We start from the raw sequence: 23108 nt of genomic DNA on the forward strand, positions 1-23108 counted from the left end.
TGGTCATAAAGGACTCCGACCCTGGCCTTGCCTGGAGTATAATGAGCGGGAACTCAGATTGGGGAGGACTTACGACGTCACAATGCGAGTGATCTTGGATGTTCTCGAAGGCCCGCGTCAGGGCCGTTCGTTCGTCTTCGATCGACACGACACGTTCATCGTGGGTCGGTCGCGGTTCGTGCATTGTCCGGTGCCCGAGGACACCGCACTCTCGCGCGACCACTTTCTGATCGAGATCAATCCGCCCCGGTGCGAGATCCGCGACCTGGGGAGCACCAACGGAACCTACGTCAACGAGCGCCGGGTCGACCGGGCCAAGTTGAACTCGGGGGACCAGATCGCGGCGGGACAGAGCCTGTTTCGGGTCCGGGTCGAGACGGCTTCGAAGACGAGCGAGATGGAGACGCAGACCGGGAGCCGCACGTTATCGGTCGCGCTGGACGCGCATCCCAAGCCGATCCAGTGCGCGGGTTGTGGCTCGCCCGCCCCGCTCGGGATCGACGTGGCGAGCGGCCCGAACCTGGTGGCGGGGGATTCGGTCGAGTGGCTCTGCGATTTCTGCCGGGCCGAATCGTCGTCGCTGCCCCAGCCGGTCCCCCACTTCACCACCGTGCGCGAGCTCGGCCGCGGGGCGATGGGGGTCGTCTACCAGGCGAAGCACAACGAGACCGGGAAACTGGTCGCACTGAAGCTGATCGTTCCCGAGTCGGCCGCCGCGCGTTCGGCCGTCGACCGCTTTCTGCGCGAGATGTCGGTCATCAGCCAGTTGAAGCATCCGAACATCGTCGAGTGGCTCGAACAGGGGATGACCCGGGGCCAGTTCTGGTTCGCGATGGAGTACGTCGCGGGTTCGAACCTGGAGGCCCTGGCCAACTCGGCCCCGGGCCGCTACCCGATCTCGCAGGCCTGCCGGATGGCTTGCCAGGTCCTCAAGGGGCTCGAGCAAGCGCACCGGCTGGGGTTCGTCCATCGCGACATCAAGCCCGAGAACATCCTGATCGGCCGTCGGCCGGAGGGCTTGGTCGCCAAGATCTCGGACTTCGGCCTGGCCAAGAGCTTTCGCGGGCTCGGGCTGTCGGGCTTGACCTTCTCGGGCGAGATGCGCGGAACGGTTCCGTTCATGCCGCCCGAGCAGATGCTCGACTTCAAGACGGTGCTCCCCTCGGGCGACCTCTACGCCAGCGCCGCAACGCTTTATTATTTGCTCACCAGCCAGTTCATCTATGACCAGGTGGCCGAAGGGGGGACCTGATCCGCACCCTCCTGGAGGAACCCCCGGTGCCGGTCCGCAAACGCCGCCCCGACATTCCGGCCGCCCTGGCCGCCGTGCTCCAGAAGTGTCTGGCCCGCGACCCCAAGGACCGCTACCCCACCGCTTCAGCGATGCGCCAGGCCCTGCGGCCGTTCTGTTGAGAGGAACCGTGCGTGGCGCTCGCCTCGCGCGATTCCCCGTAGTCCGGCCCTGGGATTTTTCTTCCAGGCGAGCCGCTGCCAGGCTTCTGCTACCCGTCTTTGGGAGAACCGCTTCTCACTTCGTGGCTTGCGTGGCGAGGCTCCCCGGTCCCCACAAGGGGCGGGCCAGTTGGCGGCTCCAGTCTTCCCAGGCGGCGAGCAGTTCCTTGGCCTTGTCCGGGTTCTCTGGGCTCAGGTCCTGGGTTTCCCCGAGGTCCTTGGCCAGGTTGTAGAGCCGGAACGGGGTTACGGGAGGCCCGGAGCGGGCGTCTGAGCGAGCGCCGGCGATGTCGACGGTCTGGTCATAGCGGACGAGCTTCCAGTCACCCCGGCGGATGGCCGCCTGGCCGCCCAGACGCCAGTAGAGCGTGTCGTGGGGAGCCTGCTCCGACGACTTGCCGATGAGGTGGGGCAAGAGGTTGACGCCGTCGAGGTTCCATTCCGCCTTGGTTTCAACGCCGGCCGCCGCCAGGGCCGTCGGCAGGATGTCGAGCTGGATGATGGGCGGTTCATACACCTTGCCCGCGGGGAGCGTTCCCTTCCAGCTCAGGACGAACGGGACCCGGATGCCCCCTTCGAGGGTCGTCCGCTTCGAGCCGCGAAGCGGGTCGTTCCGCGAGCCGTTGGTCGTGGTGCCCAGCATGGTCGGGCCGCCGTTATCGCTGAAGAAGATGATCAGCGTGTTTTCTTCGAGCCCGGCCGTCCTGATCCGCTCGATCACGTTGCCGGCCGCTTCATCGAGGGCGGAAAGCATGGCGGCATACGTCCTCCGCTTCGGGTCCTCGATCGAGGAGAACCGCGCGACGCGATCTTCGGTCGCGTCCATCGGAGTGTGGACCGCGTTGAAGCTGAGCTGCAAGAAGAACGGGTGGTCCTTGTGCCGATCGATGAACGACAGGGCCTCGCGGGAGAAGGCGTCGGTCAAATAGGCATTTTCCTGGATGACCTCGGTGCCGCGGTACACGTCAGGGCTCTTGCCGGCGAAGTAGGTGTGCTGGCCGCCGAGGAAGCCGAAGAACTCATCGAATCCACGCTTCTGAGGATGAAACTGCGATGCGGAGCCGAGGTGCCACTTGCCCACGAGCCCGGTCGCGTACCCGGCCGCCTTGAGCCGGTCGGCCACCGTCGTCTCCGTGACCGGTAACCCGAGGCCTTTCGCAGGCCCCTCCCCGGGGTTGAACTCGTGTCCGAACCGCTGCTGGTATCGCCCCGTCAACAATCCGGCACGGGTTGGGCTGCAATACGGACCCGAGACATACCCGTTCGTGCAGCGCACCCCGCCTCGCGCCAATGCATCGAGATGGGGCGTCGGAATATCGCGGCCCCCCTGAAACCCCAGGTCGCCGTAACCCAGGTCGTCGGCGACCAGCAGCACGACGTTCGGCTTGCCGGCCGGAGCGGCCAACCCGATCCTGGCGCCTGGCCCCGTCACGACGATCGTGATCGCCACGAGCCATGAAGCCCGCAAGGTTCGCCTGATTCTCGGTTTCATCAAAACAGCACCTCGAAGTCCGTTGTCACAACGCCCCTATGCCCCCTGCCGCGGCCACTCCGCGACCGTGGATCGAGACGAACTCTACTGGTTTCCTATCAAGTTGGTCAAGATAGTGGAGTTTCAACTTGACAATGCCGATCAAGAAATAAATGATTGGTTCCAGTGAAGGCAAGATGGCATTCAAGGCCGGGTCTCTCAGGGGAGAATGGACGATGCGGAATGGACAAGAGCCGGTAGTTCGCCTTGAGACCCCGACGACTTGCTGCCGACGGGCTGGGTTCACGTTGATCGAGTTGTTGGTGGTGATCGCGATCATCGCGGTCTTGATTGCGTTATTGCTTCCCGCGGTGCAGGCGGCCCGTGAGGCAGCGCGACGGATTCAGTGCACGAATAACCTGAAGCAGCTCGGCCTGGCGTTGCACAACTATCATGATGTGCACGGGCGGTTCGCTCCCGGGTCGACCGGGGTCACGAATCCGGGCGGCTACCAGTATCGTCAGCCGTTCATCACGTCGCTCCTGCCGTTCGTCGAACAGGGCAATCTGAGCAACAGCTTCAACTACAACCTCTCGTTCCAGGAAAATCAGAACTCCACGACCCGCGCGTCCCGGGTGAACGTGTTTGACTGCCCGTCAGACCAGAAGGTCGTGTTCACGAACAACGGTGGCGGCGTGAGCGACGTCAAGGGAAACTACGGGGTCAACTGGGGCCAGAACACGTATTCCGACCCGATTTTACCCTCGCCTTTCGCCTTGAACTACGGGGCCTCCCTGGCCGAGTTGACTGATGGAACGAGCCAGACGTTTTTGATGTCCGAGTTGGTCCAGACGCCGCACCCGGCGGGCCAGCCTGTCGAGACGATCGACCGTCGCGGCCGGATCTGGAGCGAGCAACCCTCATCGCACCAGATTTCGACCCGACTCGCTCCCAACAGCCAGACGCCTGACTATGGCGCGTGCTGGGTCGCGGTCAAGGCTCCGTGCAATCGCAACACCGGCGACGGCCCGAACCATTACATCGGCTCGCGGAGCGTTCACCCCGGCGGAGTCAACGTGCTCCTCGGCGACGGCTCGATCCGTTTCATCAAAGACTCGATCGCTCTGCCGACCTGGCGGGCCCTGAGCAGCCGGGCCGGCGGCGAAGTGATCAGCGGAGACTCCCTCTAATGCGTACCGAAACCAAGCAACGTGGTCGCTTGGGCATGGCCAACCTCGCCTGGGGTGTGGCGCTCGCCGTCTCGTGGGTCATGGTCGGTTGCGGCGACGAGGGGCCGGCCCGGCAGCCCGTCTCCGGGGTCATCACGCTCGACGGTAAGCCGCTCCCCTCGGGTTCGGTCACGTTCGCCCCCCTGGACGGAGCGACGGCGGCCACCGCGGAGATCCGTGACGGTGCGTACTGCATCGGCCGTTCCGAGGGGCCGGCACCGGGGCGTTACCAGGTCGAGATCAACGCCGTGCAGCCGACCGGGAAACGGATCAAGCATCCCGACCTCCCTTCATCAACGATCGACGAGGTCCGGAACGTCATCCCGGTGAACTACAACGTCCGGACGCAACTCGCGATTGTGGTCACGTCGGACGGAGAAAACGCGTTTCCGTTCGACCTCACCACACCGCGGCGCGTGGCTTCACGAACCCGAGGCCGGTGAGCGAGGCCGTTTCGGCGGCCTGGGCCTGGGCAATGGCTCGGCGATCGATCGTGCGGGATGGGGAGAGGGCATTCGATGCCCTCTCTTTTTTTTTGTGGGAGCTACTCGACGCGCCGGGCCACTCTTCGCAAGGCGGCGAAGGTGTGATCCAGGAAGGCCTCAACGAGTGGCCCGAGGCGCGGGGCTCGCGAGGCGCGAGCGCCGGTGACGACGAGGGTGGCCGTCTCGAACACGCTGAGCCATGCGACGACTTCCGCGGGCGTCGTGAATCCGGGGCTGATGGTGAGGAACGGCTTGGCCAGTTCGCGGCATGCGGCGAAGGTGTCCGCAGCCTCGGGGGAGTCCGGGTCGCCGAACCAGAAGAGGCCGTCGGCCCGGCGGAGATTGGCGCGGATCCGCCGGGCGTCATCCATGGGGAACTCGATCGCCCCATAGAGCGCCCCCACCCGCGGAGCGGGCCCGTCCTCGGTCAGAAACCCGCGCGGCATGTAGCCCGCCGTCACAATCCCGGCCCGGCGTGCCGCCACCCAGGCGGCCTGCTCCGCCCCTGTCTGTCCGCCCGTGACGACTTTTTGGATCATGCCAACCTCGGATTCAGACTCAGATTCGTTCGCAAGCGAGGGGCGAGGATTAAAGAGCCGGCGGACTTATTGGTCGCTCCCCGCGGTCCGCGGCACGATCACGTGGAGGGCGTGCGGGACGACCGTCACCGTGACCGGGGTCTCACCGATGATTTCGCCGTCGGCCTGCACGGGCAAGGGACGCTTGGTGGTGGCGATGACGACGTGCTGCTGGGCGGTCAGGTAGCGGACGTTGGCGTCCTGCTTGTGCTGGCCGAGGACCACATGCCAGGACAGGGTGACGTAGTTCCAGAACGAGCGGGCGCGGACGATGCAGACGTCGACCCGGCCATCGTCGGGTCGGATGTCGGGTCCCCAGCGGAACGGTGGCTGGCCGAGGATCCCGCTGTTCGCCACGACAACCTGCGAGGCCCGCGACCGAACGGATTGCCCGTCACTCTCGATCAGGAACCGCCGCGGCTGGAACCCGAGCAACCGGGTGAAGGCGGTCCAGAGGTATGCGGTGCGTCCGAACCGGCGCTTGGACTCGCGATCGGTGTCGCGGATCATCATCGCGTCGATGCCGACGCCGACCTGGGTGAAGTAGCACTGGTCTTCCACCTTCATGGCGTCGATCGCCGTGACGGTGTGCGCTCCGGCCAGGAGCTGGCAGGCCCCTTTGAGGTCGATCGGGATGCCGAGCTCGCGCGCCAGGACGTTCGCCGTGCCGAGCGGGAGGATCCCGAGCGGCGTCTCCGACCCAACCAGGCCGTTGGCAACCGCCGAGACGGTCCCATCTCCGCCGCCCGCGACGATCAGGTCATAGCCCTCCTGCTCCGCGGCCTCGCGGACCCGCGTCGCAATCGCCTCGCCGGGGGCGGTCTCGTGGATCGTGTAGGGAGCCTCGGCCCCCTCGCCGCTATTGGAAAATGCTTCCGCCAAAGCCTGGCGCACGGCCGCTGCCGCGCCCTGGCCGGCGACCGGGTTGAGGATCACGAAGGCACGTTGCGAACGGGGGGGAGCGATGTTGGCCAACGGATCAGTCCTCGGGCCTGTCAGCGGTTCGCCGATTCGGCGAGCACGGTTTGGACGTCATGCAACACGGACGCCGGCTTGAGGAATTCGAGGTTGTAGATCTCCCGCTGCCGACCTTGAGGATCGATCAGGAAGATCCGCGAAGGGTGGTCCAGTGTACCCGAGGGGCCGATCTTCGCCCACATCCCCCAGGCGGCCACCACTTTGGCCACCCGGTCCGGGGGGCCGGTCAAGAAGTGCCAGGCGACCGGGTCCGCGTTGTAGTTCCGGGCGTAGGCGGCGAGGGCCTCGGGCGTATCGCGTTCGGGGTCGAGGCTGATCGAGACGAACTCGACCTGCGTCGACCAGAGCCCCGCCTCCTTGAGCGCTCGCTGGACGCGAGTCAGGTTGAACGTCGTGGCCGGGCAACTGCCGGTGCACGTCGTGTAGACGAAGCTGACGACCACTGCCTTGCCCCGCAGGTCGGCCAAGACAAACGGCTTTCCCGCCGCATCGGTCAAGGCGACCGAAGGCGCCGGGCCGATGTCGGCGAGTACGCTCTGATGCCGCGTCTCCTGCTTCGCGGTATTTTCTGCCCCGAGGAGTGGAGCCGCGAAAACGAAGGCCAGGAGCAAGGTTGGGGTCGTTCGGTTTTGAAGCCTCCTCATCGTCTCGATCTCCTTGGCGGTTTCGTTTCGGCTGCGATTCAAGGGATCCTGTCAGTTCAACAGCATGTCGTGGCTCCGCGCCGGTCCGGTGGGGAGCGTGTTCAGGTCGATGTTGAAGAATGGGTCGACCTTCATGCCGTCGGGGCCGATGTGGACGAGCCGGACGTAGAACCGGCCGGCGTGGTCCAGGGTGGAGAGCAGCGAGTTGGTCACGTACATCCGCTTGCCGTCGCCGGTCAGGTGCATCATGTTGGGCTGAACGACCGGGGAGACGGTGCTGAAGAGCTTGGGTTGGTCGGGGTCGGTGACGTCCCACTGCTGGATCAGGTTGTCGCCGAAGCAGCTCACGAACAGGTAGCGGTCGTCGGGGCTCTGCCGCAGGTCGACGGGAAACGCCCCGGTCTGGGCGACCTTTTTGAACTCGTAGGGGCCGTCGGACCGGCCCCGAAAGAGCCAGATCGAGTTGTCGAGCGCGCAGTTGGTGAACCCGTAATTGTTCTCAGGCTTCAAGCTCCAGCGCACCTCCAGGGGGGCGAGCCCTGTTTTGCCGACTTGCAGCGGCTTGCGCTCCTTGAAGTCCCAGACGACCATCTCGCTGCCGAAGTCTTTCATGTCCATCTGCGCCAGCGGTTTCTTGTAGTTACGCCGCGGGGTGAAGCTGCTCGAGACCATTCGGTTCAGGCCGGGCTTGATCGCCACGTCGTAGCCGTACGGAGCCTCCTTGGGGTTCTCGATCCGGCGGATGAATTTGCCGTCGTTGGTGAACTCGGCCATGCCGGCGGGAAGCCCTCCGTCGGCCGCTCCCAGGAAGTTGACCAGCATCCGGCCCGGCAGGGCGTAGTACGTGTGCGGACCCGACAGGCCGGTCTGCTGGGAAACGGCTTCGAGCACCGTCTCGATCCTCGGCTTCGCCGGGTCGGTGGCGACGTCGATGATCCAGACCCGGCTCGAGAGCAAGCCTCCCGCCCAGATCCGGGTGCGGTCGTCGGTGAACCCCCAGTGATGGGTCTCGTTCCCCTTGGTGCCGAGGTCCAGGGTGTGGATCAGCGTCCCGTAGGCGGAACTGTCAGGGTTGACGTCGATCACGGCGACGAAGTCATTGTCCTTTGCGTCCGCGTCCACGCAGAAAACGTAAAGAAACTTCTCGGGGCGATCGAGTCGCTTTACGAACGGCGAGAGGCACGTCTCGGCCGACGCTAACGTCGGTGTGAGCAGGGCGGTCATCAGGAAGAGGGCACGCGTTCCTGGCATCGGACACTCCTTCACGCGGGACCAGAGCCGGTTGGACACGGACACGCGCCCTGACCTGACCCGATCTGGCAAGGAGGTCAAGGGGCGTGATGGATCGCTTCTTGGTTGGTTGCGACGGTTTGCCGCCAGGGCCAGCGGGGCGGGCCCAGGAGAAAGGCACCCGCGACGGCCAGGCCGAACAGGGTGTAAGCCACGGTGAACACCCACGGCTCCGCCTCGAAGAAGATCAGGTGGTGCGCCCAGTAGCCGATGAACGCCCCCGGGTAAGTTTGCTGCCCTGCCTGCCGCCGCAAGTGGTTCTCGAGGATCGTCAGCGGGCACATCATCCCGGCCAGCGTTTGCGCGGTGACGACGGCGATGGCGGCCAGGTGCAGGGTCCGGAACCAGAAGTTCCGCACCCAGGTCCAACCTAACACGAGGCCGACCACAATCGCTACCATCCCGAACACGACGAAGGCCACGAAGCAGGCGTGAAAGACGACGACAAGGTCGGCCAGAATACGCGCCCAGGGCATGGATGATCCTCCGTTGAAGCTTCCCGTCGGTGAGAGTCCCTTCTCATGACCCTGCGGATTGGCGCGGTGACCGTGCCAATTGTTCGCCCGAAGCGGCCGATTGTGAAGACGCGACGGGCCTTGGCAATTCGGCCAAGGGCCCGGAAATTCGGGTCAGAGCTCGGAGGCGCCGGCGGCGGCGTGGCAGATGTGGACGTCGGGAACGATGGCCGTTCGTTTTGTGTAGTGGTGACGGACCGCCTCGGCGAAGTCGTCGGCTTGCGCCGCGTCGACGAGGTTGACCGTGCAGCCCGCCCAGCCCGCGCCCGAGAGCTTGCCGCCGAGATAGCCGGGGGCCTCCTCGGCCGATTCGATCAGGGCTTCGAGGTACGACGAGCTGTTGCCGAAGTCGTCACGGCTCGAGGAGTGCGAATCCGACATCAGTTCGCCGAGCCGCGCGGAATCGCCGGCGCGGAGCGCCTCGGCCCCTTGCTGGACCCGTTCGTTCTCGGTCAGGACGTGGCGGGCGCGGATCCGGCCGATCGTGTCGAGCTGGCTCCAGGCCTCTTCGAGTTCATCGACGGTCAGGTCGCGGAGCCAGGTGACGGCCTCGGTGCCCCGCTTGGCCTGGAAGAAGGAGACGACCCGCTCGCACTCGGCGCGGCGCTGGTTGTACATGCCGTCGGCCAGCCGCCGCGAGGTCTTCGAGTCGCAGATGACGATCGCGGGCGGTGGGGTCCCGAGCGAAAGCCGCTCGTATTCGAGGCTGCGGCAGTCGAGGCTCAAGGCCATGTCCGCGCGGCCGAAGAGGACGGAGAACTGGTCGAGGAGCCCCGACTGAACCCCGACGAACTCGTTTTCGCCACGGCGGAGCAGTTTGGCAAGCGCCATCCGCGCGGGGTCGTCGAGGTCGGTCGCTTGCCCGGCGACTCCGGCCTTCAACAGGAAGAGGGCAAGGGCTGCTTGCAGGCTCGCCGAGCTGGACAGGCCCGCCCCCAAGGGGACGTCGCCGGCGATCGCGGCCTGAAAGCCTCCTTGCAACGGCCCGTGGGTTTCGCGGAGCGCCCAGACCACGCCTCGAACGTAGCGGCCCCAGGTTCCCGGCTCTCCCGGTTCGAGGGCCTCGAGGTCGAACCGGTCCGGGTCGGCGAACCCGGTCGAGTGGACTTGCCCCTCGCGTTCGGGGGTGGGGCGGCCGGCGATGACCGTGCCGCGGTCGATGGCCGTGGCCAGGACCAGGCCGCCATTGTAGTCGGTGTGGTTGCCCAGCAGTTCGACCCGGCCGGGGGCCTGGGCCAGAATGGTCGGCTCGAGGCCAAACGCTTGAGTGTACGCAGCGCGTGCGGCCTCTAATAACGGCGACGGCATGGAAAGCCTACGTCCAGGAAAATAATTAAAAAGCGAAGCCCGTCTTCCCGGGAGAAAACGGGCTTCGGTCGGAAATGTGGAGGATCCGTTCGATCCGATTGGCTTAGGCGGTCACCAGGGCGCTGATCGCCTTGCGGAGGACGTCGGCCTTGTCGGTGCGCTCCCAGGTGAACTCGGCTTCCGAGCGTCCGAAGTGGCCGCCGCTGGCGGTCTTCTGGTAGATCGGGCGGCGGAGGTCGAGGTGCTTGATGATGCCCGACGGGGTCAGCGGGAAGGTCTTGCGAACCAGGTCGGCGATCTGGGCGTCGGCGATCTGGCCGGTGCCGAAGGTGTCGACATGGACGCTGACCGGCTCGGAGACGCCGATGGCGTAGGCGAACTGGATTTCGCAGCGGTCGGCCAGGCCGGCGGCCACCACGTTCTTGGCGACGTAGCGGGCCATGTAGGCGGCCGAGCGGTCGACCTTTGTGGGATCCTTGCCGCTGAACGCACCACCGCCGTGGCGACCCGCGCCTCCGTAGGTGTCGACGATGATCTTACGACCCGTCACGCCCGCGTCACCGCAGGGGCCACCCACGACGAACCGGCCGGTCGGGTTGATGTAGTACTTGGTCTCGGCGTCGACCATGTCCTTGGGCAGCACGGGCAGGATCACCTGCTCCTTGATGACCTTGCGGATCTCTTCGATCGGCGTCTCATCGGTCTGCGTCGAGACGACCACCGCGTCGATCCGGACCGGCTTGCCGTCGACGTACTCGACGGTGACCTGGCTCTTGCTGTCGGGGCGGAGCCACTTGATCGTGCCGTTCTTGCGGAGCTCGGTGATCCGGTTGATGATCCGGTGCGCCAGGGCAATCGGCATCGGCATCAGTTCGGGCGTTTCGTTGGCGGCGTAGCCGAACATCAGGCCCTGGTCGCCCGCGCCGATGTCCTTGCCCTTCTCGGCGTCGTCGTTGACCCCCTGGGCGATGTCGGGCGATTGCTTGCCCAAGGCCACCATCACCGCGCAGGTCTTGGCGTCGAAGCCCATCTCGCTCGAGGTGTAACCCACCTCTTCGACGACTTGCCGGACCACACTGGCGTAGTCGACCGACGCCGTGGTCGTGATCTCGCCCGCCACAACCACCAGCCCGGTCGTCAGCAAAGTCTCACACGCCACCCGCGCATACGGATCCTGCTTGAAGATCGCGTCGAGGATGCCGTCGGAGATCTGATCGGCCATCTTATCGGGATGGCCCATCGAGACCGACTCGCTCGTGAACAGATAACGCTCTTGTTGGGGCACGGAAATGTCTCTCCTGCAACCTCATAAGGTGGAATGGCGGCGGCGGGTAGGTTGGCATCCTCCGCCTGGAGATCCTGGCGTTCCTTGCCAAGGGTGTTTGCGTGATAAGTCTATCAGGGCCATGGGGAATATGTAAAGGTGGCCCGGATGGCCGGGTCGTGCGGACTGGCTGATGGTGAGCCTCGTCACCAAAGCCGCCCTCGCTATCGAAAACAAGTGGGGGGGAGTCAGAATGCTTCCCCCTCCCGCTACTTTTTTTCGATCGACTCGAAGTTCCGTCGCATCCGCGATTTGAGGTCGCGGCTCAGCTCAGAACGAGTCGGAGCTGATGGTTTCACCACCGTCGCGGGTGCCGAGTGCCCACCAGGTCACCTGCGAGATCGAGTCTTTGACGAACCGGACGCTGCCGTCGCCGAGCAGGGAATTGACGCCGCCGGAGTGATTGCTCGACGCCTTGGTGAAGTGGGCGTTGCCCGCCGTGTCGCAGCAGTCCAGTCGGCAGTAATTCCAGCCGTTCTGCTTGGAGTTGGGGGTCACGATGGTGTTGAACATCGTGTATCCCTCGATCCCGTTCGCCCAGTAACGGCCGCGATCGACGCCGATGGTCGCGGTCGTACCGGCCTGCCACGCGGTGTTACACGCGGTCAGCGCCGTCTGGATCGCGGCCGGGTTCGTGCTAGCGCTGATCATTTGCTGGATCGTCCCGGTGTCGCCGCCGGCGTTGCCGACTCCGTTGCCCGGCTTGCGCATTCCATCGCTGCTAGCATCGCTCGCCAGGGCCTCGGAGAAGGCGATGGTGTTGCTGCTCCCATCCGTGATGCTCTCGATCCCGTAGCTCATCCGGAACGTGAACATCCCCGAGCTTCCGGTCTTGTTATTCGCGGGGGTGGTGCCCATTGAGCCATGGTAGCTGTTGAGGTTGACCTGGCCCGCGTTGCCGTCGGACGGGCAAAGAAACGTGGCGATCTTGGAGTTGCTCGCCGTGGAGTTGATCGGACCGGCGGCTGAACCCGTCGCCGCACTACGGCAACCGTAGTTGAAGTTGATCGCGTTGTAGAGGGCCATTTGCTCCATCGCGGGCAGCATCAGGGCCTGCGCTCCCCAATTGTTCCAGGGCGATTGGGTGGTCGGGGTATCGGCCGCGAGCGACGCTCCCAACGGGAAGACATTGTTGGTCGACAAATAATTGTGCATGGCCAACCCAAGCTGCTTCAGGTTGTTCGTGCACTGCGAACGACGGGCCGCCTCGCGCGCCGCCTGCACGGCCGGCAACAGCAAGGCGATCAGGACGGCGATGATCGCGATCACCACCAACAGCTCGATCAGCGTGAATCCCCGCTTAAGGCTTCGATTCGTCATGCTTGAGATCCTCGGTTGAATTAGAAAAAATGAACATCTCGACGATCGATAGATCGTCAAGCGGGCCCTTTGGCGGGCCGTCTGCCCTTGAATTCTCAAAGGCCATGGCAGGGCCTTCGGACGCGGATCGAGTCCGGTCCGGTCCTGGAAGAGCAGTGATTCCGATGAAGCGGGCGGTCGAGGATTGCCCGGGTGGGTGCGAGGCTCGGCGCGGGGGCCTTACTTCTTACGGGTTTTCGCTTTCGCTTTCGAATTTTCGAAGTCGATCATCTGTTGGCGAGTATCCTCGTCTTGCTTCGTGGGCCCCGGCGTGAGTTGTGGCTCGCCGCTGACGCCGCCGCAACCGCTCAGGGATAAGGTGAGGCCGCAGATCAACCCATAGAGAAAAGCACTGATCAGAATGATTCGAAGAGAACGCACGTTGGGGGGATCCTCTTGCTAAAAAAACACGGAGAACCGACCCGGAGCGATCCGGCTCGCGTCAGGCACACCCTAATTACTTAGAGTATGAGTTGATGAGAATGTAGTCGGGTTTTGTTGATCTCTTGAGAGATCGCGATTCAGGCAAGGCCGGTGGGGCGTCACTGGGAGGAAGCACCAGGCTTCGGGGGACGCACTGGGGGACAATCCGTTATGGAGTTTTCGCTGGTCGCGCACGTCTCAAGCGAACTCCGGCTTGGCGGAGTGACCCTTGGGACGACCGAGCGAATGAGTATGCACGTTCCGAGTGCATGCATCGTGGGGGATCATACACAGGTCAAACAATCTCTGCCATGCCCTCGTCGCGGTCAGTCGCGCGAAGGAATGAGCCGAGAGCGGGACCGATTGTTACCTAAACCTTGAATACAGAATGACCTGAGTCATTGTCGAGGTGAGTGAAAGATTGCTTGATTTTTTTTGAAAATTGCCTGGATATGATCGTTCTCAGGTCTGCGATTGTTGGATTGCCTGAATATGATCGTTCTCAGATCTGCGATTGTTGGTATTGAGCCGGCGACGGGTTATGGGGGCGGTGCGGATGCGCCGCCCTTTTGAGGTTAGAGGCCCGTTTCTTCGAGCCGTTGGCGGTCGCGGGCGCGGCGATACCAGCACCAGAGGAGCCGGTGGGTCGAGTATTCCAGCAGGGCCTGTGAGCTCGAGAAGGCCGACTCGACCGGGTCTTTGCGTTCGACGATCGCCCGGCTGGGTGGGGTGATGTCGGCGCGGTCGGCCCGGGCGCAGAGGTCGGCCAGGAACACGGGGAAGTTTTCCGACGCCTTGGGGCTGAGCCGCTCCCCCAGGTAGGCGTAGTTCATCTGGTTCTCGACGATCCGGAACGCGATTAGCGGATCGCGGCGGATGATGATCGCCTCGCCGACCGGGTCGCGTAGCAGGCGGCTCGCGCGTTTGCTGCGGTCGGGGGGCTTGCCGACCCGGAGCGTGATCGCTCGGAGCCCCACGGCCAGGGCGGCGGACCAGGCTGGCGGACTGGCCTTGCGGAACAGGTCCTCCGTGTCGATCCGCCCCGCGCTGATCAGGTCGATCCGATCCCAGGGGACCCAGTGCGTCGCTTCGCCATGCAGCCCTTGGACCCGGAAGCCTTCCGGCAGGCAGGCGGCGGTGTGGATCTTGCGCGGGGGGACGATGTCGGGGAACAGGTCGACCCGCCACGCCTCGGCCGGTACGCGGAACTCATAGAGGCCGTCGAGCAAGGTGCGGGTCTCGGCCTCGGTGAGCGGCCTCGGCCAGATCCCGGGCGCCCGCGCAACCCACTGCATGGCGTCGGTCGGGTGGAGGCCCGTCACCTTGCAGAAGAGGTCGCGGACCCCTTGCGGGTCGTCCACTTCCTCGAAGACCACCAGACGGTACATGGGTTTCGTGTTGGCCATGGTTCGACCTCGCCTTGATCCGTGTCGCCGCATGCGGTTCGGTGGTTCATTTCCTCCGGCCCCTATGTTAGCGTGGAAAGGAACAGGAGGTGGGTATGCTCCGCGAGATTCTACTGACTTTGCTCGTGACCGTGGTGGCTGGTTCCGACGGGCTCGATGAGGCCCGGCAACTTTTGCAGAACGGCCGCTACGCCGAGGCTCAGGAGGCGTACGAGGCGATCCTCAACGGGAACGACCTCCCCGCGCCCGTTCGCGCCAAGGCCGTGCTCGGCCAGGCCGACTGTCTGGCCAGCCAAGGCGAGGTCGAGAGGGCCGTCGCCGCGCTGACCGACCTCGCGGCGCAACAGCCCCAAAACGCCGACCTCGCCGCCCGGGTGGCCGACCTCCAACTCGCGCGCGGCGACTGGGAAGCGGCCGCTTCGGCCGCGCGACGGGCCCGGAAGGTCGATCCCGACCACATCGCTGCGCGTTGGGTCGAGGCCCGCCTCCTGGAGGCGCGGGGCGAACTCGATCCCGCGGTCGATGCCTGGAAATGGTTCATCGACCGGTACAACGAGCACCAGGCCGATCTCGCCAAGGACGCCGAGGCGCTCCTGATCGTCGGCCAGGCCTCCGAGCGTTATTACCGGGCGATGGCGCGGGGGGACGAGCTCAGCGAGTCGCTCAACGACGTGATCAACGAGATCTACGAAGGAGCGCTCAAGGCCGACCCCCAATGCTGGCAGGCCCCCTGGCTCGAGGGCCGCTTGTTCCTTTCCGGCTACAACGAGGCCGCGGCCGCGAAGGAACTCGCCCGCGCCATGAAGATCAACCCGCAGGCCGCCGAAGTCCTGGTCACACTCGGCAACGCCGACCTCCAAGGGTACAAGCTCGCCGCCGGCCGGGCCAAAGTCGAGCGCGCCCTGGCGATCAACCCGCGGTACGCCCCCGCGCACATCTTGCTGGCCGACCTGAACATTTCCGACGAACGGTTCACCGACGCCCTGGCCGCCGCTCAAAAGGCGGTCGCCGAGAACCGGCACGACCAGGACGCCCTGGCCCGACTCGCCGCCTCGTTCCGCTTGCTGGTCGACCCGGTCGGCGCTGCGGTGGCCGAGGCCCTCGCTCTGGGCGACAACCCGAGGCCGGCCACATTCTACGCCGCCCTCGGCGAACGCCTGGCCGACCGTCGTAAATACCACTCGGCCGAACGCGCCTTCCTGCTCGCCGCGGCCGCCGACCCCCGCCGCGCCGAGGCGCCGATCGGGCTCGGAATGCTCTACATGCAGATCGGCCGCGAGAACGAGGCGCGCGATCTCTTTCAGGCCGCCTTCGCCGCCGACCCGTTCAACGTCCGCGCCAACAACCAGATGCTCGTGCTCAAGCACATGGCATCCTACAAGCCGATCCTCACCGAGCATTACAGTGTCCTGGTCGACCCCAAGCAGGACGAGTTGCTCGGCAAGTACATGGGCCGCTACCTCGAGTCAATCCACGGCGAACTGACCACCCGGTTCGGCTACTCCCCGCCCGAGATGACCCAGATCGAGATCTTGAAGGACCACAAGTGGTTCAGCGGCCGGACGATCGGCCTGCCGTTCATCCCGACCGTCGGCGCCTGCACGGGCAAGGTGGTCGCCCTGGCCAGCCCGCGCGCCACCGGCAAGCCGTTCAACTGGGCCCGGGTGCTCAAGCACGAACTCGTTCACGTCATCACTTTACAACAGACCGACTTCAACATCCCGCACTGGTACACCGAGGCCCTGGCCGTCGAGAGCGAGGGGTTCCCCCGCCCCCAGGAGTGGAACAAGCTGCTCTTGGAACGCGTGCCGAGCCGCTCGAAGCTGCTGAACCTCGACACGATCAACCTCGGGTTCATCCGCCCCAAGGAGCCCGACGACCGCCAGATGGCGTATTGCCAGGCCCAGCTCTACGCGCAATACATGCTCAAGCGGTTTGGTTCCGACGCCCTGATCAAGATGCTCGGCGCCTACCGCCGCGGCCTGACGACCGACCGGGCGATCGCCGCCTGCTTCCACGTGGAGAAGGCCGACTTCGAGGCGGAGTACCTGACCTCGCTCGACGAGGTGGTCAAGACGATCCGGACCCGGGTCAACGACGAGAAGCCGATCAAGTTCTCGCAACTCGAGCGGATGCTCAAGGAGAAGCCGGACGATGCCGACCTGAACGCGCGGATGGCCTACGAGCATTTCGCCCGCCGCGACCTCAAGGAGGCACGCCCGTTCGCCGAGAAGGCGCTCAAGGCCGTACCCCATCAGCCCCTGGCCAGCTACGTCAAGGCCCGCTTGCTGGTCACGATCGGCGACGAAGAGAGCGCGCTCGCGGTCCTCGAGCCGGCCCTTGACCCGAACAAGCCCAACGAACGGGTGATCGACCTGCTTGCCGAGCTCCAGTTGAAGGCAGGGAAGCTCGACGAGGCCGAGCGGCTCTACGAGCTCGCCCGCCGCGACGACCCGGTCCACACCAAGTGGATCGCCGGCCTGGCGCGCGTCCACCTGCGGCAGAAGAACGACGCCAAGTTCCTGACTGACCTGGCGATGATCGCCGACAACGACGCCGACGACCTCGACGTCCGCAAGGCCCTGGCCGAGCGTCACCTCGCCGCCAAGCAACCCGACCTGGCCGAGAAATGGGCGATGGAGTGCCTCTACGTCAACGTCTACGACCCCGCCTGCCACCTCTTCCTGGCCGACGCCCTGGCCGCTCAGAAGAAGTACGCCCCGGCCATCGAGGAATACCAGACCGCGATCGAGCTGAAAGCGAAGCGACCCAACGACCTCAAAGTCAAGCTCGCCAAGGCCCAGCTCGGCCTCGGCAACCGCGACGCGGCCAAGGCGACTCTCGATACCTTGCTCAAGGATGACCCCGACCATCCTGAGGCCAAGGAGTTGCGCAAGGAAATCAGCGACTGAGCTGAGAGCGGAGCTTGCAGAGAGACAGAAGAGTCAGATCCACGCCGATTTTCGACGGGCGGGGGCCTTGCAACCCGAAGGGGTGACAGCTCAATCGCCAGGGCTGGAATCTTGGGTCGATCTTTCCCCGGTGGGTTCCCGCGAAACCCTTTGGCAGTCGTTGTACCCTCAAGAGAAGACGAGAGTAGGCCTTGTGTCCGAGACAACAAGACTTCTGGACCATCCTACCGGTTCTCCACCGAAGCAAACGTGGCTCCGTTTCGCACTCAGTGGACTGGTCGGGGGGGGATTGCTCGGGGGCGTGAGCGTGGGGGGGGAATACCTGCTCCGTGGGAGGGATCTCTATGAGTTGGCATTGCCAGTGTACCTGCTTCTTTATCCGCTCATAGGTATTGGGATTGGTTGGTTTTATGACCGCCATCCGCATGCCCGAACCTGGGTGCGTCCCTCCGGTTTTTTCTCGGTGGAGCCGCTGCCTCCGGAAGAGGCCGACGCGCGTGGCCAGCGGAGCCGGCGATTCATGGGGATCGGCTTCGGCGCGGGGATCGCCATCTCGCTCATGGCGACGGCCCTCGACTTCGTCTGGCGCGGTTGGCCATTTCTCGCGGAGACGTTGATCCCGACCCTGCTCTGGTGGCCCTACCTGGGCCTGTTATTTGGCTACTCGATGAGCCTTCAACCGGGGGCCTCGAAGCCTTCGATTCGGAACTTCCGGTTCCGGATGCGAACCGTGATGATCCTCGTGGCGTACGTTGCGCTCCTCTTCGGTCTTGGAACCCAGTCAGCGCGTTACAGCGGCCTGGCCCGGATCTATCACGAGAAAGATCGAGCCGCACGCGCGATGGTGGACTTTTTTCAGAGTCAGATCGAGAAGAGCCGTGTCGATCTGAAGCGAGCCGACAACGCGAAGGAACTCATCGCGGGACGGATCCCTGACGGATTGGACCCGTCCCAAAAGGTATTCTTGAAGGGGCTTGAAGGGAAAAGCACCGAGTCCTACAAGCAATACCGGTACGGGCTCATCGCCGATGGCGAGAATCGCCAAGCCGGGCTCGCTGCGAAGAATTTGGCGGAGTACGGCGCGCTCGTCGAGTCTCACAGGAAGCTGGCCGCGAAGTATGCCAAGGCCGCGCGGGAGCCCTGGGTGCCTGTCGAGCCCGATCCGCCGATGCCGTGATGATGGCGGTCACGCGTCAAAAAGTGCCAGGATCTGTTCGTTGTGCCATTTAAGCTATATTGTTGGAATTAACATGGAGTGGATGTAATGGCGGCTCCGCGCTCACATTCGCTGCCATCTCCGGCATGACCATTCCCATGGATGTGGCTGGCAGGGACAGTTCAAAAGGGTTTCGAACCTGGCTGAGGACCATCCTCGCGTGGTCCACCGCTACGGTGAACGCAACCTGCTTCGGGCCAGGTTGGTTGGTGGAGCGAGCTGAACGGTGTCTTGGCGTGTGACTACTGCAGGGCGGGACCGTCGGGCTTGCGAATGGGAGGCTGCTCCGGGCGGGGCTTACTTGCGACGATTGCCGCGGTCTTGGATCGCATCCCCTTCATGGTCTCAAGAGGGTAATACGGGAAGGTCGGCCAGGCGGTGAGGCGATCGCCGAGCTCCTCGAATTGGGCGTGGGCTTCGGGATATCGGCCGGCGAGATAGCCGAGCACGGCGTACTTGCTTCGCGTGAGGTCGTCGGACGGGCGATGCATCAGGTATTCGTCGTAGACCGACTTGATCTCGGGCCAGACCTTGGGCGAACCCAGGTATCTCGCCTGCTGCCAGGGCGAGAGCTTGCTGTAGTAGCGGAGATGGGCGTCGCCGGAGAGGAGGGTGATCCCCGCCCGCCAGTTCTTGGTCGCGCGGCATGCGCGGCCGAATGCGAGCATCTCCTCGGCCGTGCCGTGCCACTTGGGGTCGAGCCAGTCGAGTTTCGTGAAGCAGGCGTTGTACTGGTCGCCGTCGGCCGTTAAGGCCCGATCGAACCAGAGCTCCATCGTGTCGCGGTCGCCGCCGATCCCCTTCTCGATCTCGAGGAGGTATTCCGCCGTCCGCGCATCGGGCCGGAGCTTCCAGGCCTCGTTGAGTGCTTTTTGGGCGACCTCCAGATGCTTCTCGAACGTGTCGAAGCCGCCGACGGGGACGTTGGGGGCGAACGCTTGCGTCCGGGCTTCCCAGCCATAATGGAACCAGAAGTACCCGCGCAACTGGAGCCTGAGGACCGTCAGCTCGGGGATCTGGGCGAGCTTGGCGTCGACCCGCTCGTAGGCCGCCGGCGCGGCGATATCGAGGCCACGATAACCCGCGATCAAGGAGCTCAGGTTCTCGAACCAGCGCGCCTCCCAGAACTCGTTCCGCTCGTCTTCGGCGATGCTTTCGGGGAGGAGAGCGAGCGAGGCATCGAAATCGCGCTCGGCCTCCTTTCGAGCCCCCGCTGCATTGGAAATGAGCCCGTAGGTGCCGGCCACCTGGAGGGCCATCGCGCGACGGAAGGCGGGATAACGACTGGCCGCCAGCCCCCTGGCCGCGACCTTCATCCGTCGGATCATCTCCTGCTCGCCGGGGTCGTGCGGCCCGACCGAGGAGCGGTGGTCGAGATAGACCAGGTACGGGTCGTCGCACCCGGCGGCGATGGCGGCCTTGGCCGGCGTATGGACGTCGATCAGCGAGACCTCGGGGTCGACCTGCTGGCTGAACAGACGCGTGGCCAGTTCCAGCGCCTCATGGGCCTGTTCATTCCACCGGAGGTCCTGTTTGCCGACCTTGTCGTACGCTTCGCGGACCGTCCGGCGAGTCCACTCCTGGAACTCGCGGCGCCGCGTTTCGATCTTCGCCGTGTCCTGCGGGATCGGCATCACCTTGCGGACCGCCCGGGCGGCCACCGGGAAGACGCGCGGGATCACCCGCGTGGAGAGGCCCACCAGCGAGGCTGCGATCGCAAGCAAGACGAATCGCCCCCAGGGTCTTGGTCGCGATAAATGCTGCGGGTCTGTCATGGTCGCCCCGGAGAGAAGGAGACGAAGCCGGCCGTTCGAGTCTCGATCATGCGTCACCCAGGACCCCGTGATACCGGCAAGTCCCGATGTGAACGGTCATCCAATGAATCAAAAGAAGTTGGAAGTTGTAATAAAAAGGTGATCAAAATTTGATTGTTGTTTTCGGCTCCGAATCTCCCCCCCCCCTTTTTTTTGCCCCGAAGAGCGGGGATATCGGCGCGGCGACGACCACGTTGAAGCCATCCCCGACGGTGGCTACTTCCGTCTCACGCTCCCGTCGCCTTGAAAGGCATGATCCTCGGGCGATTTCTCCTCGACGAGAATTACCTTCTGTATGTGTCTGCCCACCATTCCGCCCGCTCGTGGCTTCGCCAGACGCCTGCCCGCTTGAGGATCTTGCCGGTTGAGCGCGGTTCCAGCAAGAATCCAGTAACGCCTGTAGTTATGTATTGGAAATGTCGATCCTTACGCGGTGCGCGAGCTGATTTATCGAGGGACCAGACTGGCTGCCGCCGTTGAGGTCTTGAGGCTGCTGGGCGGAGCATCGAACGGAGCCTGCCGCAAGGCGGGCAGCGTGTTGTCGTGGACCAGGGCCCCTTGGCGGCCGACGAAGAAGTCGGCATCGTCGGCCACGTCGAGGTTGAAGACGGGCTGGACGTCCGAGGGATCGATGGATTTGACCCGAACGAGGCCGCCGAGGGTGCGAACCGTGTCGCCCGGCGCCAGGTCACGCGCCATGACCCACCCTTGGCCCGCCTTCCAGAAGCGGTGGAAATGGCTGCTGATGACGGTTTCGTCGCCAAGTGCGATGCGGTAGGTCGGGCTCGGTGGATTCCGATGGACGACGAGGATCGGCTGGTAACCCAGTGCTCCTGTTTTCAGGTTCTGGGTGAGCACTCGGTCGCCCTCGTTGAGCGATTCGATCGGCTGGATCCCGGCGAGCGTATGGACCGGAGTGCCGGCGCCAAAGCAACTGATCCGCCGGACGTACCCGTTTTCATTGTCCTCAAACCCGGCGACCGGGGGGAGCGGGCGGGACACCACCTCAACGTAGGTGGGCTTGGGTTGCTCGTACCTTGGTTTCTGGGCGTAGCCGAGTTGGTCGATCCACCACCCCTGCCAGGCACTGGGATTGGCGGCGAGGTCCTGGCCGGTGGCCTCGTTCAGGAGTTGGCCGATCCGGCCGTTCTGTTCGCGAGTCTCGGCGTTGGACCGTTCGAGAGCGGCGACATCCGACTCGAGCTGCTGCTGGAGCGAGGCCGCGGCGTTCTGGGTCTCAAGGATGGCCTGGCCGATCTGAATGGTTTGTCCCGCGGGATTGGCCCCTGTAACCCCCACCCCCTGGATGGCCAGCGCTCTCGACCGGTCCAAGGGGTTCGGTTGGTTCTGGGCGTTGGCGGCGGAAAGGGTCGTGGCCGCGTGAGCGGGATCCCGGATCAGGTTCTGAATCACGTTGGATGGGGAGGCAGTCGTGCTGGCGCCCTTGGCGATATCGCCAACGGCGACATAGCCGTAAGGCCCTGCCGGCACGACGTATCCCGAGATTCCCATCCCGCGAACGATCATCGGCAAGCCGTTCACATCATAGGTAAGAACATCGATTGACGCAGGATTGAACATGTTCAGTCGAGGCATCGGGGGCGGAACGTACTGCCTCTGGATGTTCTTGCGTTCCCCCGCGATGAACAGGGTCCCTGGCATACCGGGCCCCCCCACCGTCTGCGTCTTGTACTGGATCGGGTCGCGCAAGAATTTGATTAGGATGTCGGCGTATTCTCGTGGGTCTCGTCGCTTGAGGGTCTCGGTCGCCGTCCGGCGCACCTCGGCCGAGTCGCTGAAGCCGGCCAGCATCGCCAGCGATCGCGAAGCCGCGAGGGCGTCGATGTGCCCCAGGGCTCGCACGGCCACCGCTTGCTGTTCGGCGTTGCCGGTGGCGAAGACGGCCCAGAGCGCCGGCACGGCGCGGGGATCGGTGAGTTCGGCGAGGGCCGTCTCGACCTCGGCCCGCCGCTTGGCGCTCTTGCCGCCGAGCCCGTCACGCCACTTCTCGAGCACTGGCTTCCAGTGGCGGTCGGCCTGCTTTTGGCGATCGGCCTCGGCCTTCTCCTCGGCGAGTCGGGCTTCGGTGACCCAGCGTTGGCCCTGTTTCTTGAACCCGAGGCGCTTCCAGGCGGCATCCCGATGGGGAGCGTGCTTGACGACAGCCGTGAAGTGGGCGGCGGCCTCGGCCTTCAGGCCATGCTCGTCGCACCAGAGGGCGAGGCTCCACTGCGCGTCGGGGTCGTCCTTGGTCTTGGCCCTGCGGTCTCGATACTCGGCGAGCAGGGCGTCGTTCTTCACCCCTTCGCCGATCGACTCCGGTCGCTGCCATCGTCCGCGGTATTCGACCAGCCCCATTAGCCCTCGCGCCAAGGAGTGCCGCGGGTTGGCGATGACCGCAATGGCGAGATGCTTGAGCCGCTCGGCTTGAAGCCCGTGAGCCTCGCACCAGAGTGCGAGCCTGACATGGGCGTCGGGATCCCGGCCGACGTTGGCCCTGGCGGCCTCGTAATCGCTGAAATGAGACGCCCTGATATCTTGATCAGCAGCAATAGTGAGGAGCAAGACGGAGCCGACGAGAACGGGCGCAAGCATCGTTGAAGGCCTCCGAGCGAGAGAGGACGGATTTGGCCAAAATCAATCCTAGCGTGCATGCATTGGCTGTCAAGGGAGAGATTGAGTGGCCAGGTACTTTCATTGGGGT

At 64.6% G+C, this 23108-nt stretch carries 18 protein-coding genes; 6 read left to right on the plus strand and 12 right to left on the minus strand.

Features of this window, described 5'->3' with window-relative positions:
• Nucleotides 1–82 precede the first annotated feature (82 nt).
• On the plus strand, nt 83–1252 hold the full coding sequence (locus BUS42_RS22605; RefSeq protein WP_254053671.1) for an FHA domain-containing serine/threonine-protein kinase: 1170 nt from the start codon (nt 83–85) through the stop codon (nt 1250–1252).
• Nucleotides 1253–1278: 26 nt separating this feature from the next.
• The gene (locus tag BUS42_RS46045) at nt 1279–1413 is read left to right on the plus strand and encodes a hypothetical protein (protein WP_256386186.1); all 135 of its coding nucleotides are present in this window, start codon (nt 1279–1281) and stop codon (nt 1411–1413) included.
• 115 nt (nt 1414–1528) lie between these two features.
• On the opposite strand, the gene BUS42_RS22610 is transcribed toward BUS42_RS46045, so the two are convergent.
• Complete coding sequence (locus BUS42_RS22610) at nt 1529–2944, minus strand: sulfatase-like hydrolase/transferase (protein ID WP_074309891.1); 1416 nt, start codon at nt 2942–2944, stop codon at nt 1529–1531.
• 215 nt (nt 2945–3159) lie between these two features.
• Between BUS42_RS22610 and BUS42_RS22615 the strand changes: the two genes are divergently transcribed.
• Together BUS42_RS22615 and BUS42_RS22620 are read left to right on the plus strand one after the other, a co-directional pair.
• On the plus strand, nt 3160–4113 hold the full coding sequence (locus tag BUS42_RS22615; protein WP_074311359.1) for a DUF1559 domain-containing protein: 954 nt from the start codon (nt 3160–3162) through the stop codon (nt 4111–4113).
• Nucleotides 4113–4595 carry a hypothetical protein gene (locus tag BUS42_RS22620; RefSeq protein WP_074309893.1) on the plus strand — a complete coding sequence of 161 codons (483 nt, stop codon included), beginning with the start codon at nt 4113–4115 and terminating at the stop codon, nt 4593–4595. The genes BUS42_RS22615 and BUS42_RS22620 overlap by 1 nt, the downstream gene beginning before the upstream one ends.
• A 101-nt stretch (nt 4596–4696) precedes the next feature.
• On the opposite strand, the gene BUS42_RS22625 is transcribed toward BUS42_RS22620, so the two are convergent.
• The 9 genes from BUS42_RS22625 to BUS42_RS22670 form a co-directional block, all read right to left on the minus strand.
• Nucleotides 4697–5176 (minus strand): YpsA SLOG family protein, encoded by a 480-nt coding sequence (locus BUS42_RS22625; protein WP_074309895.1) that lies wholly within the window; start codon nt 5174–5176, stop codon nt 4697–4699.
• 66 nt (nt 5177–5242) lie between these two features.
• Nucleotides 5243–6190, minus strand: a complete 948-nt coding sequence (locus tag BUS42_RS22630) for a diacylglycerol/lipid kinase family protein (RefSeq protein ID WP_074309898.1) — start codon at nt 6188–6190, stop codon at nt 5243–5245.
• A 20-nt stretch (nt 6191–6210) separates the two neighbouring features.
• Entirely contained in the window at nt 6211–6837 is a 627-nt protein-coding gene (locus tag BUS42_RS22635; protein WP_074311361.1) for an SCO family protein, read from the minus strand.
• A 51-nt stretch (nt 6838–6888) separates the two neighbouring features.
• Nucleotides 6889–8088: a selenium-binding protein SBP56-related protein gene (locus BUS42_RS22640; protein WP_074309900.1), complete on the minus strand. Its 1200-nt coding sequence runs from the start codon at nt 8086–8088 to the stop codon at nt 6889–6891.
• Nucleotides 8089–8165: 77 nt separating this feature from the next.
• Nucleotides 8166–8603, minus strand: a complete 438-nt coding sequence (locus BUS42_RS22645; protein WP_074309902.1) for a DUF2784 domain-containing protein — start codon at nt 8601–8603, stop codon at nt 8166–8168.
• Between the two features lie 153 nt (nt 8604–8756).
• Nucleotides 8757–9950: a galactokinase gene (galK, locus tag BUS42_RS22650; RefSeq protein WP_074309904.1), complete on the minus strand. Its 1194-nt coding sequence runs from the start codon at nt 9948–9950 to the stop codon at nt 8757–8759.
• Nucleotides 9951–10053: 103 nt separating this feature from the next.
• Nucleotides 10054–11235, minus strand: coding sequence for a methionine adenosyltransferase (gene metK / locus BUS42_RS22655; protein ID WP_074309906.1), 1182 nt, complete (start codon nt 11233–11235; stop codon nt 10054–10056).
• Nucleotides 11236–11544: 309 nt separating this feature from the next.
• Nucleotides 11545–12594 carry a DUF1559 domain-containing protein gene (locus BUS42_RS22660; protein WP_074309908.1) on the minus strand — a complete coding sequence of 350 codons (1050 nt, stop codon included), beginning with the start codon at nt 12592–12594 and terminating at the stop codon, nt 11545–11547.
• Between the two features lie 1037 nt (nt 12595–13631).
• Nucleotides 13632–14462 (minus strand): hypothetical protein, encoded by an 831-nt coding sequence (locus tag BUS42_RS22670; RefSeq protein ID WP_074309911.1) that lies wholly within the window; start codon nt 14460–14462, stop codon nt 13632–13634.
• 95 nt (nt 14463–14557) lie between these two features.
• Here BUS42_RS22670 and BUS42_RS22675 point away from each other — a divergent pair, with 95 nt between their 5' ends.
• Together BUS42_RS22675 and BUS42_RS22680 are read left to right on the plus strand one after the other, a co-directional pair.
• The gene (locus tag BUS42_RS22675; protein ID WP_074309913.1) at nt 14558–17374 is read left to right on the plus strand and encodes a tetratricopeptide repeat protein; all 2817 of its coding nucleotides are present in this window, start codon (nt 14558–14560) and stop codon (nt 17372–17374) included.
• Nucleotides 17375–17567: 193 nt separating this feature from the next.
• Nucleotides 17568–18551 carry a hypothetical protein gene (locus tag BUS42_RS22680; RefSeq protein WP_254053672.1) on the plus strand — a complete coding sequence of 328 codons (984 nt, stop codon included), beginning with the start codon at nt 17568–17570 and terminating at the stop codon, nt 18549–18551.
• Between the two features lie 281 nt (nt 18552–18832).
• Here BUS42_RS22680 and BUS42_RS22685 read toward each other — a convergent pair whose 3' ends face one another.
• Together BUS42_RS22685 and BUS42_RS22690 are read right to left on the minus strand one after the other, a co-directional pair.
• Entirely contained in the window at nt 18833–20314 is a 1482-nt protein-coding gene (locus BUS42_RS22685; RefSeq protein ID WP_074309916.1) for a hypothetical protein, read from the minus strand.
• 537 nt (nt 20315–20851) lie between these two features.
• A complete protein-coding gene (locus BUS42_RS22690) occupies nt 20852–22999 on the minus strand; it encodes a polymorphic toxin-type HINT domain-containing protein (protein WP_074309918.1) in 2148 nt (715 codons plus the stop codon).
• Nucleotides 23000–23108 lie beyond the last annotated feature (109 nt).

This window comes from Singulisphaera sp. GP187, from assembly GCF_900129635.1.
Classification (GTDB): domain Bacteria; phylum Planctomycetota; class Planctomycetia; order Isosphaerales; family Isosphaeraceae; genus Singulisphaera.